Genomic DNA, 19,336 nt, shown 5'->3' with positions numbered 1-19,336 from the left:
ATTACGGAGCAGTCGACGATTATGCGGTGCTGCCTTAGCCGAAGTACTTCGGCAGGGTGGCCTCGTGGGCTTCGCGGAGGGAATCCAGCGAGAGGGTGTCCACGCCGTTGATCTCCAGCTGTCCGCTGGCTGCGTCCACCACGCCGATGCGCAGGTGCTCGAAGCCGCGGGCGGTGCACATGTCCTTGAAGCGGACTTCCTCGGAGCGCGGAACGCTCACGACGGCGCGGCCCTGGGTCTCGGAGAACAGTGCGGTGAAGAGGTCCACGCCGTCGCGGTCCAGGACGTCCTGCAGCGCGATCCGGGCGCCCACTCCGTAGCGCAGCGACGCTTCCACGAGGGCCGCGGCAAGGCCGCCCTCGGAGAGGTCGTGGGCCGAGTCCACCATGCCGTCGCGGGACGCGTTGATCAGGATCTCGCCCAGCGCACGCTCGGCCTCGAGGTCAACCTTCGGTGGCAGACCGCCGAGGTGGCCGCGCAGGTTGGACCATTCGGAGCCGTCCAGCTCTGCTGCCGTGGTGCCCAGCAGGTAGATGGCTGCGCCGTCTTCCCGCCAGCCCGACGGCGTGCGGCGGGCGACGTCGTCGAGCTTGCCCAGCACTGCCACCACCGGGGAGGGGTGGATCGGCGTGGTGCCGGTCTGGTTGTACAGCGAGACGTTGCCGCCGGTGACCGGGATGCCCAGCACCATGCAGGCGTCGGAAAGGCCGCGGATGGCTTCGGCCAGCTGCCACATGACGTCCGGGTCCTCGGGGGAACCGAAGTTCAGGCAGTCGCTGACGGCCATCGGCACGGCGCCGGAGGTGGCCACGTTGCGGTACGCCTCGGCCAGTGCCAGCTGGGCGCCGTGGTACGGGTCGAGGTAGGTGTAGCGGCCGTTGGCGTCGGTGGCCAGGGCAACGCCCAGGCCGGATTCCTCGTCCACGCGGACCACGCCGGCGTCGTCCGGGAACGCCATGGCGGTGTTGCCGCCGACGTACCGGTCGTACTGGTTGGTGATCCAGGACTTGTCGCACATGTTCGGCGAGGCAACGAGCTCGGTGACGGCCGCGGCCAATTCCGCCGGGGCGGAGGGGCGGCCGGCGTCCTGCGCGGACCCGGTGAAGGAGTCGGCCTGGAGGGCGTCCTGCCACTCGGGGCGGGCGAACGGCCGGTCGTAGACCGGACCGTCGTGGGCCACGGTGCGCGGATCGACGTCGACAATGACCTCGCCTTCCCACGTGATGATCAGGCGGCCGCTGTCGGTCACCTCACCCAGCCAGGCGTACTCCACGGCCCACTTGTCCATGACGGCTTCGAAGGCCTCGACGTTCTCCGGAGTCACGACGGCCATCATGCGTTCCTGCGACTCGGACATCAGGATCTCGCCCGGGGTCAGCGTGGGGTCGCGCAGCAGGACAGAGGTCAGCTCGACGTTCATGCCGCCGTCGCCGTTGGAGGCGAGCTCGGACGTGGCGCAGGAGATACCCGCGGCGCCGAGGTCCTGGATGCCCTCGACCAGCGAACCCTTGAACAGTTCAAGGCAGCACTCGATCAGGACCTTTTCGGCGAACGGGTCGCCCACCTGGACCGCGGGCCGCTTGGACGGCTTGGTGTCATCGAAGGACTCGGAGGCGAGCACCGATGCGCCGCCGATGCCGTCGCCGCCGGTGCGTGCACCGAACAGCACCACCTTGTTGCCCTTGCCGGAGGCGTTGGCCAGGCGGATGTCCTCGTGGCGCATGACGCCCACGGCCAGGGCGTTGACCAGCGGGTTGCCCTGGTACACGGAGTCGAAGACCATCTCGCCGCCGATGTTCGGCAGGCCGAGGGAGTTGCCGTAGCCGCCGATGCCGGCAACCGCGCCGTGCATGACGCGGGCGGTGTCCGGGTGGTCGATGGCGCCGAAGCGCAGCGGATCCATCACGGCTACCGGGCGGGCGCCCATGGAGATGATGTCGCGGACGATGCCGCCGATGCCGGTGGCCGCACCCTGGTACGGCTCAACGAACGACGGCGAGTTGTGGGACTCGATCTTGAACGTCACGGCCCAGCCGTCGCCCAGATTGGTGACGCCGGCGTTCTCGCCGATGCCCACCAGCATGTCCTTCTTCATCTCGTCGGTCACCTTGTCGCCGAACTGGCGCAGGTGGTTCTTCGAGGACTTGTAGGAGCAGTGCTCGCTCCACATCACGGAGTACATGGCCAGTTCCGCGCCGGTAGGGCGGCGGCCCAGGACCTTGACGATCTCGTCGAACTCGTTCTGCTTCAGGCCGAGTTCGGCCCACGGCAGTTCGGTGTCCGGCGTCTTGGCCGCGTGCTCGACGGTATCGATGTTGAACTTCTTGGTCTCGGTGATCGAGCTTGTTGAGATCTCGGTCATTAGTTCACTCCCACAATCTTGTTCAGTACCGAGGTGAAGAGACCGAGGCCTTCGGTGTCGGACCCGCCGATACCGTCCAGCGACTCGGGGCCGAAGCCCACCTCCACCGCGTGCTCCGGGTGCGGCATGAGGCCCACCACGTTGCCGGCGGAGTTCGAGATGCCGGCAATGTCGCGGCGCGAGCCGTTCGGGTTGAAGCCCACGTAGCGGAACACCACGCGGCCCTCGGCCTCGAGGGCGTCGAGGGTCTTGTCGTCCGCAATGTACTGGCCGTCCTGGTTCTTCAGCGGCACCGTGATTTCCTGGCCCGCGGCGTAGTCCCCGGTCCAGTAGGTGCTGTTGTTCTCGACCCGCAGCACCTGGTCACGGCAGATGAACTTCAGGTGGTCGTTCTTGATCATGGAACCGGGCAGCAGGTGCGACTCGGTGAGCAGCTGGAAGCCGTTGCAGATGCCGAGAACCGGCAGCTTGGCGTCCGAGTTGGCGGCGTCGATGATCTTGGACATCAGCGGGGCGAAGCGCGCGATGGCGCCGGCGCGCAGGTAGTCACCGTAGGAGAATCCGCCCGGCAGGATGACGGCGTCGACGTCGCCCAGTTCGGAGTCCCCGTGCCAGAGCTCCACGGGCGTGCCGCCGGCCAGCCGGACGGCACGGGATGCGTCCCGGTCATCCAGGGTTCCGGGGAAGGTAACGACGCCGATTCGTGCGCCCGCGAGGCGCGGCTCGGAGGCGACGGCGACTGCCTCGCCGATCAGGGGAAGTTCAGTCATCTCAGGCCTCGACGACCTCGACGTTGACGACGTCCTCGATCACCGGGTTGGACAGCAGGGTTTCGGCGGCATCGCGGGCCTGGGCCAGGATGTCCTCGGTCACCTCGCCGTCAACGGTCAGTTCGAAACGCTTGCCCTGGCGTACAGAGCTAAAGCTGGTGAAGCCCAGGCGGGGGAGTGCACCCACGATGGCCTTCCCCTGCGGGTCCAGAATCTCGGGCTTGGGCATGACGTCGACAACGATCCGGGGCATCCGGTAACTCCTGTGCGTGTGCATTGGGTAAGGGCGCAGCGGAGTGGTGCCGTCTCACGCCATTCCTGAAATTGCCTCGCCGGTTCAAATGGCAGGGCATTCAAATGGCATGGTGTGGACGGGCGCTCCGCGAGCTTGCATGCCTATTCTACCGGCCGCAGCGGACCACTCCGTATTCGGTGCGGCCGACGCCGCAGCGAGGGAAGAACGACGCCGGCTCTGGTCCGCCGGGGGCACGCTCAGTAGGATTGCGGAATGGCTGAGAATTCGAAATCCGTCCTGTTGCCTGTGATGGCCGTCGCCGTGTTCGCCGGTCTCGGGAGGATGGTGTTCCAGAAGATCAAAGCCGACCGCGCGGCCCGCGAGGACCGTGCCGGGTCGGGCGGTGCCGGGCAGACCCGCGTTGGGCGCCGTGTTGGCCGTGGTGCTGCAGGGCGTGACCGGGTGGCCGGTCCGGTCGACGAGAAGACGCGCCAGTGGATCAGCGAGGTGGTCCGCACGCCCCGGCAGTAACTCGCGGCGAGGCGGCAGTACAGACTTAAACTCCCAGCGGCGGGCGCCCCTTTCCGGGCGCCCGCCGCTACTTTTTGATGCCCGTGTCAAGGGCGGTGACAAAAAAGTAAATTCATGGATTGCGCCCTATGTCATATACGGCTCTCAGTAGGTACTGTGGGGATCGGTCGACGATTGCTGGGATCGACAGGACCTGTCATCTTCACGTGTCGTTGCCGCCTGCGCCCGGCAATGTAGCCGGGGCTGTTCCTTAGGAAAGGTTCCAACCACTCGTGAAATCAGCAGGAAAAAGCTTATTCCGAAGCCGGGGGGCCGGGAAAGCAGTGGCACTGGTTGTCGGCTTGCCTTTGCTTCTTTCGTCAGTCGGCGCGCTGCCGGCAACCGCAGCGCCGTCGCAGGTTGCGGTTACGGCCGCACAGCAAAAGAACGTCGACCCCAACGACTACTCGGCCGGCCGCTATATTGTGGTCCTGACCGAGAAGCCCGCCGCCACCTACGAGGGCGGCACTCCGGGCCTGCAGGCCACAAAGCCGCGGTCCGGCCACAAACTCGACGCCAACCGGGCAGAGGTACGCAAGTACCAGGCCCACCTGGAGGCGAAACAGGCCGCGCTGGCTGAGAAGGAAAACGTGCAGATCCGCCGCAAATACACGGCAGCTCTCAACGGTTTCACCGCCAGGCTTACCGCCGACCAGGCCGTGAACCTTGCCAAGAACCCTGAGGTCCTCGCGGTGGCACCCGACACCCAGCAGGCCCCGGACTACTCCACTACGGACTTCCTCAAGCTCAGCGGAGCGTATGGCACGTGGAACAGGCAGTTCGGCGGCAAGGCCGGCGCCGGCAAGGGCATTGTGGTGGGCGTCATCGACTCCGGCTACACGCCGGGCAGCCAGTTCTTCGCCGGCACTGAGGTTGCACAGCTCAAGGGCAACCCGCAGGTGGGCGTTCCCTACCGCACCGCCGGCGGCAACATCGCGATGCTGAAAGCAGACGGCAGCACCTTCGAGGGCGAGTGCCAAAAGGGCGAAGAGTTCAACGGAACGGCCTGCAACTCCAAGGTCCTCAGTGCCAGGTACTTCTCCGACGCCTTCGAGGATTCCGTGGCCAAGCAGGACCGTGCGCCGGAGGAACTGATTTCGCCGGTGGATGTGGGAAGCCACGGAACCCACACGGCAAGCACCGCGGCCGGCAACGCCGACGTGGAAGCGTTCGTCGACGGTCGCAGCTTCGGCCTGACCGGCGGCATCGCACCCGCCGCCAAGCTTTCCACCTACAAGATCTGCTGGGAGGACGACGATCCCAACACCGGCGGCTGCTACACCTCGGCCGCTGTCGACGCCATCAACCAGGCCGTACTCGACGGCGTGGACGTCCTTAACTACTCGATCTCGGGCACCACCTCCACCACCACGGACCCGGTGTCCATGGCATTCCTGTCCGCAGCCTCCGCCGGCATCTTCGTGGCCACCTCCGCGGGCAACTCCGGCCCCGAAGCCAGCACCGTGAACCACGGCGAGCCGTGGGTTACCACCGTTGCGGCCAGCAGCTTCTCCCAGGAGCTGCAGGGCACCGTGGAGTTCTCCGACGGCAGCAAGTTCCGCGGCGCCAGCATTATGAACCGTGAAGTTGCCGGCGCAGGCGTTGTGCTGGCCGCGAATGCAGCATCCGGACAGTCCGCCGACCCTGCCCTGTGTGCCCCCGGCTCCCTCGATCCGGCCAAGATCGCCGGCAAGGTGGTAGTCTGCGACCGGGGCGTCTATGACCGGGTGGCCAAGAGCGCCGAGGTTGCGCGAGGCGGCGGGGCCGGCATGATCCTCGTGAACCTGGCCGCATCATCGCTCGACGCCGACAAGCACTCCGTCCCCACCGTGCACGTGAATCCGCCTGCCACCGAAACCATCAAGGCCAAGGTGGCGGCGAACCCGGCCATCACGGTCTCCCTGGTCAACAAGGACACCACGGGACTGCCTGCAGAGGCGCAGCCGCAGATCGCCGGCTTCTCCTCCCGCGGACCGCTCCTCGCCACCGACTCTGACCTGCTGAAGCCCGACGTCGCCGCACCTGGCGTCGCTGTCCTGGCCGGCGTTTCTCCGATCGGTGCCGGCGGCGACGAATTCGGGTTCATGTCCGGCACCTCCATGGCGGCGCCCCACGTGGCCGGTTTCGGTGCCCTCATCCTGGGCAAGAACCCCACCTGGTCCCCGGCCGCCGTGAAATCGGCCATGATGACCACCGCCAGCGACGTCAAGCTCGCAGACGGCAGCAAGAACACTGACGTCCTCGCCACCGGCGCAGGGCAGGTGGATCCCGCCCGCGTCCTGGATCCGGGCCTCGTGTACGACGCCACCACCGACGATTACCTGCGGTTCATCCAGGGAACCGGCATGGACCTTGGCATGCCAGGGCTCGGCAGCACGCGGCCACGCGACATGAACGTCCCGTCCTTCTCGCTAGGAAACCTGGCCGGCAGGATCGAGGTCACCCGGACGGTGACCGCCCTGACACCGGGTGTGTACAGCGCAAAGGCCAGCGTGCCCGGAGTGAAGGTGACGGTGACGCCGTCGGTCCTGTCCTTCAGCGCGGCAGGCGAGAAGCGCACGTTCAAGGTGGCCTTTGAAAACCGGAGCGCCAAGCTGGGCGAGTTCGCCTCGGGCTCACTCACGTGGCGGGGTGCCAACAAGACCGTGACCTCACCGATCGCGGTGCGGCCGCAGTCGGTGGTTGCTCCCAAGAACATTGCGTTCACCTCCCAAGGGGCCAACGGTTCAGGGAACATCGGCATTGTCTCGGGCTCGAACTCGCCCACCAACGTGACGCTCGACGGCCTGTCGAAGGCAGACTCCTCGGCCATCGAACTCGTGCCCGGTCCCTTCCGGTACGAGGCCGACGCCTCGAACTTCGTCAAGACGGTGGAAGTTCCGGCCGGCGTGCCCCTGGCCAAGCTGTCCGTGATCTCCGCGGATGAGAACGCCGATTTCGACATGGTGGTGGTCACGCCGGACGGGCAGGCAATTGTGGTCGCCACGGCCTCGGCGAGTGAGTCTGTTTCGATTCCGAACCCTGCTGCCGGTACCTACAAGATGTTCGTGAATCTCTACGACAGTCCCAACCAACAGGCAACAAAGGCCTCGGTGGACGCTGCGGTCCTGGGAGCAAATGAGGGCAACGCCACCGTGACTCCTGATCCGGTCCGCCTTTCGAACGGGCTCAGCGGGAAGCTCGCCCTCACCTGGAAGAACCTGGCACCCGGCTCCTACATCGGGCGGATCACCTTCGACGGGGCCAGCGCCCCGACGTTCGTGAGCGTCGTCGTGGCGGAGGGCGGCGCCGTCGTGGTTGCACCGGCTTCGGAAGATCCGAAGAAAAAGAAGGAACGGGGGAAGGTCCAGAACCAGGACCTGACGCGGTCACCGGATAACTCCATCTAGGAAGGTCCCGGAACCTGGCTCCTGAAGGGGCCCCACAGTGAAGGCCGGCGGGCCTGGCGCAAAATGCCAAGATCCCGCCGGCCTTCGCCGTGCGTTTCGTTGGAGTTTTTGTCCAGATAATGGGCGCTAAACGCCCCGCAAGTCGCGATACCTGCACAAAAACGCTTCCTGGGCCGCGGCCAGGGATGCACGGCAGCTCAGGTCGCGCAGGGGTTCAGACGGCGCCCGTGGACCCGGCCACCCCGCCCAGCAGCGGGGATAGCGCCCGCCAACGGGCAATTTCACAGCCGTCCGTCATGGAAAACCGGGAGTTCACAGTGCGCCCGTTGAAGGTGCCGGTGACCACGGCCACCTGAGGGCCGCCGTACTGCTGGGTGCACAGTCTGGGCGGGCCCGGTTCGGGGAAAAAGATCCGTTCACCGAAACGTCCGACGGCGGCAATTGCCGCCGCTGGATCCGGCAGGGTTGATTCCACCAGTTGCCCGGAACGGCTGACCAGGACAAAGACGTGTTCCGGGCCGCCCGGGGCGTGGGTGAGGGCGACGGACAGTTCAAGGTCCGGCTCGGGAGGTAGGTCGAAGTTCTGGTCTGCACCCGGGAAGGGAGGTGTATCACTCACTGTTCGGTCTCCGTTCCGAGGCTGCCGAAGAGCGGCGCGAGGGCGGCCATCAGCCTGCCACGCAGCTCCTGGGCTTCGGCCGAGAAGGCACGCTGCTGCTCCACGTAAGCAGCCTTGCCGTCGGGGGTCTCAATCGGAATGGCCGGGTAGCCCCAGTCTGTGAGGTCATAGGGGGAGGCCTGCATGTCCATGGCCCGCACCCGCCAGGACAGCTCGAAGCAGTTCATGACGAGTTCGCTGGGCAGGGCAGGGGAGAGCTTGTACGCCCACTTGTAGAGGTCCATGTTGGCGTGCAGGCATCCCGGCTGCTCCATGGTCCGCTGGTTCTCCCGGCTGGGGGAAAGCTCGTTCAGAGGCACGGCGTCGGGTGTGTAGAACCGGAACGCGTCAAAGTGCGAGCACCGGATCCTGTTGTCCTCGACCACCTTGTCCGTGCCCGCGCCGCCCAGCCGCAGCTTGAGGTACTCGTGGCGCAGCTCGAACTTCTCCTGCCGGTAGACCATGGCCCACTCGTGCAGGCCGAAGCAGCCGAACTGCGCCGGCCGCGCGGCTGTTCCGGCCAGAATGGTCCGGGCAAACAGGAGGGCCTCGCTCCGTTCGGCCAGGAACGACTGACGGTCGAACGCCACCGCGGTGCTGCCGGGCGGGAGGCCCGCGCCGGCCAGCTCACCGCCGTCGAGCGCTTTGTAGTATTTCCAGTCCTTGCGGGCAGCCGCCTCCGTCCCGGAGAGGATCACACCGTCGCCGGGATGCCAGCGCAGCAGCTGGCCGGGCTTTTGCGTGTAGTACGTGAAGAGGAAGTCCTCCACGGGATGCTTCCGCCCCGCGGAGCGGCGGGCAAGGTAGGGATCGGCATAACGGCGCACCCGGCGCACGTGAGCGGCTTCCCGTCCACTCCAGTCGGCGGGGGAGAGGACCTGGGCGGCGGGGATCGTCAATGCAGTGCCTGCCACGGTGCTAGAGAGCCCCGCCTGCAGCACCGAGGATGTCCTTGGCGGCGTTCCAGGCTCCGATCTGGCAGCCGTCGCGCAGGGCGAAGGAGGTCTCCACGGGAGTGCCATTGACTTCGCCAGTCACGGTGGCCACCTGCGGCCCCCCATACTGCTGGGTGCAGGAGATACCCTTGGGCGGCGCGGCCGGGTTCACGATGGCTGCGTTGTCCTTCAGTGATGCGCAGGCTGCAGCGGCTTTGGGGTGCTGGCTTTCTGCCATCGCAGCGCCGCCCTTGCAGACCAGCGTGTAATTGGCGGCCTTGCCGTCCTTCGACGCCTTTACCGTGATGGACAGTTCGGCATCGCCGGCGCCGGGCCCGGACGGCAGGGGAGAAGCGGCAGGGGGTGCGGGCGCCGGAACCGTCGTTTCGGCGTCGGGTGGTGTGGAGCCTGGCGCCGCGGTACTGGGAGTGCCAGTGCCGGGGGTCTCAGTGCCCGGAGTCTCGGTGCCCGGTGATGAAGTCCCGGGCGATGAGGTCCGCGGCGAGCCGGTAGCGGTCCCGGGGGTGGCCGAAGGCTGGCCGGTTCCGGTGTCCGGGGTGCAGGCCGCGAGACCGCCCGTGGCTGCGAGGGCGAGCAGCACAGAAATCAGTTGCTTGCGCATGCCGGGTCTCCTCACGTTTTTCCCATTCTACCGTCGCGGCCCCGGGCCGTCCGGTACAGCCGGATAACGGTACCCGGCAATTGCTAACGGAAGGGTATCGATTCTTGGGGGCGTCCGCGGTATCTTTCTGACATCAACGGGTGCGCGGCATAACCAAATAGTGATGACGCCCATGGGGGGCAGAGCGTCCAGTTCGTGGGACCGAAGGTCTACAGGTCCTGAACCAAGGAAGGCATCCCCCATGATCCCTCAGCAATCCCCTACCCGCCCCGGACACGGCAGCAGGCTGCCGGCCATCCTCGCCGTAGCCCTTGCCATGGTCATCGGCCAGGGCCTCGCCGGACCAACGGCGGCGGCTCCCGCACCTGCATCGGCGCAGCGGGCCGCTCTCCTGCCAACCGCTGCCCAGCCGGCGGCATCCCCGCTTAATGACGGCCACTACATCGTGATGCTCAAGGACAAGCCGCTGGCCACCTACTCCGGCGGCGTCCCGGGCATCCCGGGTACGGCGGTGCCGAAGGGTAAGAAGCTGAACCCCTCCGGACCCAACTCCCGCAAATACGATACTCACCTCAGGGCCAAGCAGCGGCGGGCGGCAGCATCCAAGGGCGTGACCATCAACAGAAGCTTCACCCTCGCCCTCAACGGCTTCAGCGCTGTACTCTCCGCGGCGCAGGCCAAGGCGCTCGCCGGTGACACCAGCGTGCTGGCCGTGGTCCCGGACAGCATGCGCAAGCCGGACTACTCGAGCACCGACTTCCTTGGGCTTCCGGGCGGCGACGGCGTGTGGGACCAGCAGTTCGGTGGCACGGATAAGGCGGGCAAGGGCGTCGTTGTGGGCGTGGTGGACACCGGCTACACGCCCGACAACCCGTTCTTCGCCGGCGACACTGTCGATCCGCTCTCCGGCACCCCGGACGTGGGCGTGCCGTACCACCTCCAGGGCAACGTGATCGCGATGCGCAAGGCCAACGGCGGAACGTTCGTGGGTGACTGCGTGGCCGGCGACGGTTTCGACGGCACGGAATGCAACAGCAAGGTCATCGGCGCCAGGTTCTACGACAAGGCCTACAAGGCGGCGGTCCCGCCGGAATTCCGGTCCCCGAACGAGAAGTTCTCGCCGCTGGACGTTAACGGCCACGGATCCCACACGGGCAGCACCGCAGCCGGAAACAGTGACGTCACCCAGACAGCAGGCGGCCGGGGCTTTGGCAAGAGCTCAGGCGTTGCGCCAGCGGCCAAAATCGCCGTCTACAAGGTCTGCTGGGAAGGCTCCATTCCGGAGGCTACCGGGTGCGTCGAGTCGGACATTCTTAACGCCATCCAGGATGCCGTCCTCGACGGTGTGGACGTGTTGAACTTCTCCATCTCGGGAAACAACAACTCCACTGTCGACGCCGTTTCGCTCGCCTTCCTGAACGCCGCGGCCGCAGGGATCTTTGTTGCCGCCTCCGCCGGCAATTCCGGCCCGACGGCCTCGACCGTCAACCATGCCGGACCCTGGATCACCAGCGTGGCCGCCTCGACGTTCGACAACACGCTTCGCGGAACCGCTGAACTGTCGGACGGAAGCAAGTTTGCCGGTGCAAGCGTTATGGGCAGCGAGGTGAACTCCAAGCCGATCGTTCTGGCCGTGGACGTGAAGGCGGCCGCCGCCCTGGCTACCGATGCGGCGCTGTGCGCGCCGAACTCCCTGGACCCGGCCAAAACCGCAGACAAGATCGTGGTCTGCGACCGCGGCGTTGTGGCACGCGTTGACAAGAGCGCCGAAGTCAAGCGCGCCGGCGGCGTGGGCATGGTCCTGGTCAACCTGACGCCCAGCTCGCTCGACGCCGATCTGCACAGCGTGCCCACGGTGCATGTGGGCGACCCGAAGGTCAAGGACCTGGTGGCGGCGAACCCGGGCATCACGGCAAGCCTGAAGGCGACCGACACCACGGGGGCAGAACCTCCTCCCGTGCCGCAGATTGCCGGATTCTCCTCACGCGGGCCCACCCTGGCAGCCAACGGGGACCTGCTCAAGCCTGACGTGACGGCTCCGGGTGTGGCAGTGCTGGCCGCTGTCTCACCGGTCGGCTTTAAGGGCGAGAACTTCGGTTTCCTGTCCGGCACGTCCATGGCGTCGCCGCACATCGCTGGCTCGGGTGCGCTGCTGCTGGCGAAGAACCCGAAATGGTCCCCGGCGGCCGTGAAATCCGCCATCATGACCACGGCCTACGATCTGGTCAACGCGGCCGGCACCGGCGTGCATGACGTCTTTGCCCAGGGCGCCGGCCATGTTGATCCGGCCCGGTTCGACTCGCCGGGGCTCGTTTACGACGCCGGCATCACTGACTGGATGGGCTTCCTCCAGGGGCAGGGAATCAACCTTGGCGTCGCCCCCATCGCAGCCAAGGACGTCAACCTTCCCTCGGTGGCACTGGGCGCCATGTCCGGCAGCCAGACCGTCACGCGGCGGGTCACGGCGGTGACAGCAGGTACCTACCGGGCCGCGATCGCCCTTCCCGGAATCACGGCCACTGTCAGCCCGGCAGAAGTGACGCTGGCCGAGGGTGAAAGCGCCACGTTCACCATCACGTTCACTACCGCAGGGGCTCCGCTGAACGCGTACTCCACCGGATCCCTGACGTGGACGTCGGGTGACAACACCGTCCGCTCACCGGTGGCGGTGCGCCCGGTGCCATAGTGCCTCTGATCCCAGGACGGACGACGCCGGGACTCACCGCTGGTGGTGAGTCCCGGCGTCGTGCCTGGACCGGTTAAAAAGCAAAGGGAAGTCAGCCATGGGCGGAGCCTGTGGCGGCAATCAGGTCCATCATGGAGCTATGCAAGCTCTCCACCTGGTCCCGGCTGAGGCCCAGCTTGGTCATGATGGTCCCCGGAACTGCCGTGGCCTGCTGGCGGAGGGCCGCTCCTTGCGGAGTCAGGTCCACTGCCAGGGCACGCTCGTTCCCCTCCACACGCCTGCGCGTGATGAGGCCGGCCGCTTCCAGGCGCCGCAGAAGAGGCGATATGGTTGCGGGCTCGTGCAGGAGGGCCTGGCTGATATCGCGGACCGAGCGGGGGCTGGACTCCCAAAGGCACAGCATGACCAAGTACTGGGGATGGGTGAGCCCCAGCTTGTCCAGCACGGGCTTGTAGGCGCCCACGACGCTGCGCGAGGCGACGGTCAGGGCGAAGCAGAGCTGCCGTTCCAGATGGAGGTCGTCCTGCTCGGAAGCAGGCATTGCGGCTGTTCCGGCAGTACCAGGGGCCGGGGGTTTCGGGCGGGTAGCGATGAGCATCCCTTTCGATCGTTAGTGCACTAATCATTAGTGTATCCTTGATTCTGGCAGTAGTCGTGGAATGGAGTGGACACCGTGGCAAAAGAGAACGGCGCGCAGCGGTTCATGCGGGCAACCGGCAAGCTCAGGGCGGTTTTTGGCCCCGCCAACAGGAGTTCGCTGGTTCACGACATGACCGAGGAAAACCGCAAACTGCTCGCCCAGCGTGAGGCCGAGACGCAGCAGTGGGAAACGGTCCGGCGACCGGACGGCAGTACTTATGTGGTGCCCCGCAACCCCGATGACAAGTCCCTGCGTTAGCCGCCGCCGGGCCGGTCCCAGCGGCCGGGCTGTACCTGCCGGGATCCTTTTTCGGGGTCCCGGCGTAAAATAAGGGCACTGGCAGTCGAAGGGCAGACGCTCTCCGCCTTCAAGCAGGGAAGGGGGTGGGACTTGTGGCACACGTGCTCAGTGGCTTTATGAACCTGACAGACAGGCTCCGGTTCGTATTCGGCCCTGCCGCCGTCGGCGACGCAGCAACGCCGGTGGTTCACCTGCATGACGATTATGAGCATGCTTCCGAAAACGATCTGGCCCAGTTCGAAGTCGAGACAGACTCGGAGGGGCACCACTATGCTGTCCGCAAGGGCGGCCTGGACAAGTGACAACGCCTTTAAGAAGTGAAGAAGCCCGGTGCGCGTGAGCGCACCGGGCTTCTGTCTGCCCGGACTGGGCAGTGCCTGACCGGGACCTTTAGCGGCCGGTGCCCCCGTAGACGGTGGCAACAGCTTCGCTGTCCAGATCGAATGCCTTATGGATGGCGCGGACGGCGTCATCGAGCAGGTCAGCATGGGTCACCACGGAAATGCGGATTTCCGAGGTGGAGATCATGTTGATGTTGATACCCGCTGCGGACAGGGCCTTGAAGAACGTGGCCGAAACGCCCGGGTGGGAGCGCATGCCGGCGCCGATCAGCGACAGCTTGCCGATCTGCTCGTTGTACTCGATGCTTTCGAATCCGATCTCGGCCTGCGCAGCCCGGAGGGCGGCGAGGGCGTCGGCGCCCTCGACGATGGGCAGCGTGAAGGAGATGTCCGTCCTGCCGGTGCCGTGCGTGGAGACGTTCTGCACGATCATGTCGATGTTCGAGTGCGCGTCCGCGATGACCTGGAAGATCGCGGCTGCCTTGCCGGGGATGTCCGGAACACCTACGACTGTGACCTTTGCTTCCGAGCGGTCGTGTGCAACACCGGAGATGATTGGCTGCTCCAAGGCAACTCCCTCTTGAGTCGTGATCTTGTCATCGGCGCCGGGCAGGACCCAGGTGCCTTCGTTCTGGCTGAATGAGGAACGGACATGCAGCGGCACGCCGAACCGCCGGGCGTATTCGACGCACCGGAGGTGGAGGATCTTGGCCCCGGATGCGGCCAGTTCCAGCATCTCCTCGCTGGAGATGCGGTCGATCTTCTGGGCTGACGGAACGACGCGGGGGTCCGCCGTGTAGATGCCGTCAACGTCCGTGTAGATCTCGCAAACGTCTGCCTCGAGGGCGGCGGCGAGGGCCACCGCCGTCGTGTCCGAACCGCCGCGGCCGAGGGTGGTGATCTCGTTCGTGGAGCGGCTCATGCCCTGGAACCCGGCGACGATGGCAATGTGCCCCTTGTCCAGGGCGGTGCGGATGCGGTGCGGGTCGACGTCGATGATCCGGGCCTTGCCGTGGATCCCGTCCGTGATCATGCCGGCCTGCGAACCCGTAAAGGACTGCGCGGACGCGCCGAACTTGTTGATGGCCATGGCCAGCAGGGCCATGGAGATGCGCTCACCGGCGGAGAGGAGCATGTCCATCTCCCGGGCCGGGGCTGAGTCGGTGACCTGGGCGGCAAGGTCAAGGAGTTCGTCGGTGGTGTCACCCATCGCGGAGACGACGACGACGACTTCGTTGCCGGCCTTCTGGGCGTCGACCACGCGCCTGGCTACGCGCTTGATGCCGTCAGCGTCAGCCACCGACGAGCCGCCGAACTTCTGCACAATGAGCTGCGTGGTGGCAGCAGTATCTGCGGGCAGCTCCTGCGGCCGCGGTTCGGTTTTCACATCGGTACTGGGCATACTCATGCGTGCACCCTCACTGGATCAATTGGAGTTCTGGAGGCCAGGCGGCCTTACGGCACGGCGGCATACCCAGTTTATCGCCGCGGCCCGCCCGCTGTGGAATTGTGACCGTTGCGGTCAGCTGAGGGCGTTCCGGCGGCCCTCGAAGGCCCTGCCCAGGGTGACTTCGTCGGCGTACTCGAGGTCGCCGCCTACCGGCAGCCCGGAAGCGAGCCGCGTTACTGCGATCCCGATGGACTGCAGCATGCGCGCCAGGTAGGTGGCCGTGGCCTCGCCCTCCAGGTTCGGGTCGGTGGCAATAATGATCTCCTGGACGGCGCCATCGCTGAGCCGGCTGAGGAGTTCGCGGATCCGGAGCTGCTCCGGGCCGACGCCCGCAATCGGGTTTATGGCACCGCCGAGCACGTGGTAGCGGCCCCGGAATGAGCGGGTGCGCTCCACGGCCAGCACGTCCTTGGACTCCTCCACGACGCAGATAATGGAGGGGTCGCGCCTCGGGTCGCGGCAAATGTTGCACAGTTCCTGCTCGGTCACGTTGCCGCAGGCGGCACAGAACTTGACCCGTTCCTTGACGGTGGTGATGGCCTCCACCAGCCGCTTCATGTCCTGCGGGTCTGCCTCCAGGATGTGGAACGCCAGGCGCTGCGCCGACTTCGGTCCCACACCGGGTAGACGTCCGAGCTCGTCGATCAGCTCCTGAACTGCACCCTCGTACACTGTTTCCTCGATTGCTTGGTTGAAAGGTGGCCGGTGCCGCCAGGCGGGGCACCGGTACGTCACAGGGCGATCGGCCCGGCCCTTGGGTCCTCGCTTCGGGCGGGAGCTCCTTCAGGGCCGGGTGCCGCGGCCTAGTACCGGGGCACCAGGGGGCTGCCGTCCAGCGACCGTTCTTCGATGAGCTTCCCGCCCAGAATACGCTCGACGGCGGCACGGCCAAAGACGCCCGACTCCTCGATGGTTTCGTCATCCGCGCTGGGGATGTCCTGCACGTACGGTGCCGGTTCCTCGGTGCTCCGCGCCGGCGCCTTGGCCCGACCGGCCTCGGCCTCCGGGCTGTTGGAGAGCCTTTGGTAGAGGCTCAGCTTGCCCCTTGCGGGAATCTCGGTTGCAGGCTCCGGCGCCGGTGCAACGGTGCGGGCAGCGGCAACCGAGGGGCCGGCCTGGACCGCTGGTCCTGCCTGCGCTGCGGGCCCTGCCTGCGCTGCTGGGCCGGAGGCGAATACGGGAACGCGGACCGGGGCGGCGTCGGTCGCAGCGGCGACGGCGGGCGCGCGGACCCCCTGGTTCGGGGTGGGAGCTCCGTACTCGTGGCCGGCAGGCGCCGGGGCGGATGCCATGGCGTAGGCAGGCTCGAACTCCGGGCCACCGCGCTCAACCGTTTCCGGCGCGCGCTCAGCAGCCGCGATCTCAGCTGGGCCGCTTGCCCCCGGCCGGCTCACACCCGGGGCGCCTTCACCTGAGGCGCTCCCGCCCGGGGTGCTGGACAGCTGGCCTCCCGCGGCGTCCCCGCCGGCGTGCGGCAGCTGGGCTGCGGCGGGCGGGTAGACCGGTGCAGCGGAGCCGGTGGACTCCTCGTCGCGGTCGACGTCAGGCGCGGCCGGGTTTTTGCCCACGTTGCTTTCGGAACCGAGCGCCCATACGCCAGGTGTCTGCTCGACAGCACGGGACCACGGATCAGCCGGGGTGTTTGGCGCAGGCTGGCGCTCCGCCTCCGCTGGGGCAGCAGTTCTTGCGCGGGTTTGCGCAGCCGGGGGTGCGGACTCGGCAGGCTGTTTTACCGCCGGTGCCTTTATCTCCGGCGCCGACGATGGCGCGGGGCTGCCCTGCCACTGGCGCGACGGCTCCCAGTCCATGGGAGGCTCTTCGTCCAGCGGAGGTGCATCCTCGTCGAGTGGAGGGCCCCAGTCGTCATCGGGATAGGAGTAGTCGCCTGCCTGCTGCTGATGTCCGTGTGCCGCCTCTTGCTGGGCGGCAACGGACTCGGCGGGTGGCTGTGTGGCAACGGGCTGCGTGGCAGGCTGCTGGGAGAGTGCGGACGGTTCATTGCCGGATGCTCCCGCAGCGCTGCCGGCGTCGGCGCGGGCGGTGGGCGCCGATGGTGCAGGAGTGCTGGATGCGCCAGTAGCGCTTCCGGCGCCGGCGGGGGCGGCGGTGTCCGGCCGGGACGCCGTGATGGTCGGTCCTGACCACTGCGGCGCGGACACCGCAGAGGCCTCCGGCGAAGACGCAGGGGCATGCCCGGCCGCGGGTACGGTGGACGAACCCGGCGACGCCGGAGCCGAGCCAGTTGCCGCAGGGCGGGCAGGGGGTGGCTCCGGTTCTCCGGAGCCACCTGGGACAGGGGCCAGGCCCCAATCAGCGTCGGTGGTGGTAGCCGGAACGTCCCGGCTAGTAGGTGCTTTTGGGTTTGGTTCAGAGCTCGCTGAGCTGCCGGCGCCTGCCACCGCGGTGATCTGGCAGTCGATGCCGATCGTCTTGTGGATGGCCTGGCGCAGATTCTCGGAGTGGTCTGCCCGGCCGAACGCACCGGCCAGCCCGGAAGTACTGAAGACGAGCGTCAGGACCTGGCCGTCGAACTGGCCAACCTGGGCGTTGGGCTCCACGAGCGCCCACGTGCTCCGCTTGATTTTTGTCAGCGTCTGCAGGACCTCGGGCCAGGCGCGGCGCAGCACCTCGACGTCGGCATGCGCCCCGGCGGGAGCTGCACCGGCAGAGGCTGCGCTGGAAGAGGGCTGGGTGTGGGACTGCGGAGCGGGAGCCGACGCGCCCGCGTGTGCGGCAACCGGCTCGGGGCCCTGGGTCTGTTGGCGCGGGGTCTCGTGGCGCTGAGCTTGTTCAGGCCGCGGGGCGGACTGCGGGGTCTGTGAAGCAGCGGGGCCCTTGGCGGCGGACTCCCGTCCCTGCCCGTCGTGCGAGTCCGCGGCGGGGCGGCGGTCGCGTGCGGCGGCGACATCCGTGGGCCAGTCGCCAGTGGTGATGCGCGGTGCGGCCAGGGCTTCCCGTGTGGGTGCGTTCTGGGCCCCGGGCGCGGCCTGAATGCCGGGCGCGCCCACCTGCGGCGCGCTGGACGCAGGAGCTGCCTCGGCCGGAGCGGCGGGAACTGACGCCGAAGCTGCCGGAGCAGGGGAGGCCGGAGCGTTCTGCGCAGGAGCGGCAGATGGAACAGGCGCAGACGGTGCCACCGGAGAAGCCGCAACCGGCGCAACCGGAGCCGCAGCGGCGGCGGGAGCACCGGCGTCGGGCCCCGCGTAATTCAGGCGCCGCTCCACGCGGTCGATCCTAGCGGCGATGCCGCGTTCGGTCTGCTCGGAACTGGGCAGCAGGATGCGGGCGCAAAGCAGTTCCAGGTGCAGGCGCGGCGACGTGGCACCCGTCATCTCCGTCAGCGCAGTGTTGGTGACATCGGCCGCGCGAGACAGCTCAGCCGCACCGAGATTGTGTGCCTGGCTCTGCATCCTGGCGATCTGGTCCGCTGGCATGCCACGGAGGATGGCCTGGGCGCTTTCCGGCATGGCCTGCACGATGATGAGGTCGCGGAAGCGCTCCAGGAGGTCCTCCACGAAGCGGCGGGGGTCGTGGCCCGTCTGAACCACGCGGTCCACGGCGCGGAAGACCGTGGCGGCATCGGAAGCGGCGATTGCTTCGACGACGTCGTCCAGAAGCGAGGCGTGCGTGTAACCGAGAAGTGCCACCGCGAGCTCGTAATCGAGGCCGTTGGGTCCGGCGCCCGCCATGAGCTGGTCCAGCACGGACAGCGAATCCCGCACGGATCCCGCGCCCGCGCGGATCACCAGCGACAGCACTCCGGGAGCTACCGGGACGTTTTCCTGGTGGCAGAGCTGCTCGAGGTACGCCATCAGCGGCTCCGGAGGCACCAGCCGGAACGGGTAGTGGTGCGTGCGCGAGCGGATGGTCCCGATCACCTTGTCCGGCTCGGTGGTGGCGAAGATGAACTTGATGTGTTCCGGCGGCTCTTCGACGATCTTCAGCAGGGCGTTGAAGCCCGCCGAGGTGACCATGTGCGCCTCGTCAATGATGAAGATCTTGTAGCGGTCCCGCACTGGCGCATAGGTGGCTCGTTCGCGGAGGTCGCGGGCGTCATCCACGCCGCCGTGGCTGGCGGCGTCGATCTCGATGACGTCGAGGGAGCCGGCTCCGCCGCGGGCAAGTTCGACGCAGCTGGGGCAGACACCGCACGGGGTGTCCGTGGGGCCCTTCGCACAGTTGAGGCAGCGGGCCAGGATCCGCGCAGACGTGGTCTTGCCGCAGCCGCGCGGGCCTGAGAAAAGGTAGGCGTGGTTCACGCGGTTCTTGCGCAGGGCAGTCATCAGCGGCTCGGTGACATGTTCCTGCCCGATAACGTCCGTGAACGAGTCCGGGCGGTATCTGCGGTAAAGGGCAGTCGTAACAGTCACAGGGAAAA

Annotated in this window: 15 protein-coding genes; 5 read left to right on the top strand and 10 right to left on the bottom strand. The window is 67.2% G+C overall.

Features of this window, described 5'->3' with window-relative positions:
• Positions 1 to 34: 34 nt before the first annotated feature.
• Genes purL through purS form a run of 3 tightly spaced genes read right to left on the bottom strand, consistent with a single transcriptional unit; the run spans position 35 to position 3,385 of the window.
• Positions 35 to 2,362, bottom strand: coding sequence for a phosphoribosylformylglycinamidine synthase subunit PurL (gene purL / locus CXZ05_RS11820; protein WP_102972779.1), 2,328 nt, complete (start codon positions 2,360 to 2,362; stop codon positions 35 to 37).
• Positions 2,362 to 3,132: a phosphoribosylformylglycinamidine synthase subunit PurQ gene (purQ, locus tag CXZ05_RS11815; RefSeq protein ID WP_102972778.1), complete on the bottom strand. Its 771-nt coding sequence runs from the start codon at positions 3,130 to 3,132 to the stop codon at positions 2,362 to 2,364. Before purQ ends, purL begins: the two co-directional genes overlap by 1 nt.
• 1 nt (position 3,133) lies before the next feature.
• Entirely contained in the window at positions 3,134 to 3,385 is a 252-nt protein-coding gene (gene purS, locus CXZ05_RS11810; RefSeq protein WP_003798434.1) for a phosphoribosylformylglycinamidine synthase subunit PurS, read from the bottom strand.
• Between the two features lie 255 nt (positions 3,386 to 3,640).
• On the opposite strand from purS, the gene CXZ05_RS11805 reads away from it, so the two are divergent.
• Both CXZ05_RS11805 and CXZ05_RS11800 read left to right on the top strand, forming a co-directional pair.
• The gene (locus tag CXZ05_RS11805; protein WP_102972777.1) at positions 3,641 to 3,898 is read left to right on the top strand and encodes a hypothetical protein; all 258 of its coding nucleotides are present in this window, start codon (positions 3,641 to 3,643) and stop codon (positions 3,896 to 3,898) included.
• Between the two features lie 347 nt (positions 3,899 to 4,245).
• Positions 4,246 to 7,326, top strand: a complete 3,081-nt coding sequence (locus tag CXZ05_RS11800; protein WP_374754653.1) for a S8 family serine peptidase — start codon at positions 4,246 to 4,248, stop codon at positions 7,324 to 7,326.
• 214 nt (positions 7,327 to 7,540) lie between these two features.
• Here the strand turns inward: CXZ05_RS11800 and CXZ05_RS11795 are convergent, their stop codons facing one another.
• From CXZ05_RS11795 to CXZ05_RS11785, 3 genes are read right to left on the bottom strand one after another with little or no spacing between them, the layout of a single operon-like run.
• The gene (locus tag CXZ05_RS11795; RefSeq protein WP_102972776.1) at positions 7,541 to 7,945 is read right to left on the bottom strand and encodes a serine protease inhibitor; all 405 of its coding nucleotides are present in this window, start codon (positions 7,943 to 7,945) and stop codon (positions 7,541 to 7,543) included.
• The gene (locus CXZ05_RS11790) at positions 7,942 to 8,898 is read right to left on the bottom strand and encodes a 3-methyladenine DNA glycosylase (protein ID WP_374754652.1); all 957 of its coding nucleotides are present in this window, start codon (positions 8,896 to 8,898) and stop codon (positions 7,942 to 7,944) included. The genes CXZ05_RS11795 and CXZ05_RS11790 overlap by 4 nt, the downstream gene beginning before the upstream one ends.
• Before the next feature lie 4 nt (positions 8,899 to 8,902).
• A complete protein-coding gene (locus tag CXZ05_RS11785; RefSeq protein WP_102972775.1) occupies positions 8,903 to 9,541 on the bottom strand; it encodes an SSI family serine proteinase inhibitor in 639 nt (212 codons plus the stop codon).
• Between the two features lie 241 nt (positions 9,542 to 9,782).
• Between CXZ05_RS11785 and CXZ05_RS11780 the strand changes: the two genes are divergently transcribed.
• Positions 9,783 to 12,227: a S8 family serine peptidase gene (locus tag CXZ05_RS11780; protein ID WP_102972774.1), complete on the top strand. Its 2,445-nt coding sequence runs from the start codon at positions 9,783 to 9,785 to the stop codon at positions 12,225 to 12,227.
• 91 nt (positions 12,228 to 12,318) lie between these two features.
• Here CXZ05_RS11780 and CXZ05_RS11775 read toward each other — a convergent pair whose 3' ends face one another.
• On the bottom strand, positions 12,319 to 12,768 hold the full coding sequence (locus CXZ05_RS11775; RefSeq protein WP_102972773.1) for a MarR family winged helix-turn-helix transcriptional regulator: 450 nt from the start codon (positions 12,766 to 12,768) through the stop codon (positions 12,319 to 12,321).
• Between the two features lie 162 nt (positions 12,769 to 12,930).
• Here CXZ05_RS11775 and CXZ05_RS11770 point away from each other — a divergent pair, with 162 nt between their 5' ends.
• Together CXZ05_RS11770 and CXZ05_RS11765 are read left to right on the top strand one after the other, a co-directional pair.
• On the top strand, positions 12,931 to 13,125 hold the full coding sequence (locus tag CXZ05_RS11770) for a hypothetical protein (protein ID WP_194718022.1): 195 nt from the start codon (positions 12,931 to 12,933) through the stop codon (positions 13,123 to 13,125).
• A 158-nt stretch (positions 13,126 to 13,283) separates the two neighbouring features.
• Positions 13,284 to 13,469, top strand: a complete 186-nt coding sequence (locus CXZ05_RS11765) for a hypothetical protein (RefSeq protein ID WP_258006550.1) — start codon at positions 13,284 to 13,286, stop codon at positions 13,467 to 13,469.
• A gap of 88 nt (positions 13,470 to 13,557) precedes the next feature.
• Here the strand turns inward: CXZ05_RS11765 and CXZ05_RS11760 are convergent, their stop codons facing one another.
• The 3 genes from CXZ05_RS11760 to CXZ05_RS11750 form a co-directional block, all read right to left on the bottom strand.
• On the bottom strand, positions 13,558 to 14,916 hold the full coding sequence (locus CXZ05_RS11760) for an aspartate kinase (RefSeq protein ID WP_102972772.1): 1,359 nt from the start codon (positions 14,914 to 14,916) through the stop codon (positions 13,558 to 13,560).
• A 114-nt stretch (positions 14,917 to 15,030) separates the two neighbouring features.
• Positions 15,031 to 15,630 carry a recombination mediator RecR gene (gene recR / locus CXZ05_RS11755; RefSeq protein ID WP_102972771.1) on the bottom strand — a complete coding sequence of 200 codons (600 nt, stop codon included), beginning with the start codon at positions 15,628 to 15,630 and terminating at the stop codon, positions 15,031 to 15,033.
• 131 nt (positions 15,631 to 15,761) lie between these two features.
• Positions 15,762 to 19,328, bottom strand: coding sequence for a DNA polymerase III subunit gamma and tau (locus CXZ05_RS11750; protein ID WP_102972770.1), 3,567 nt, complete (start codon positions 19,326 to 19,328; stop codon positions 15,762 to 15,764).
• Between the last annotated feature and the right edge of the window lie 8 nt (positions 19,329 to 19,336).

Origin of the sequence: Arthrobacter sp. AFG20, from assembly GCF_002892795.1 — a bacterium.
In the GTDB taxonomy this organism is placed as follows: domain Bacteria; phylum Actinomycetota; class Actinomycetes; order Actinomycetales; family Micrococcaceae; genus Arthrobacter.
This window is presented reverse-complemented; position numbering and strand designations above follow the sequence as displayed.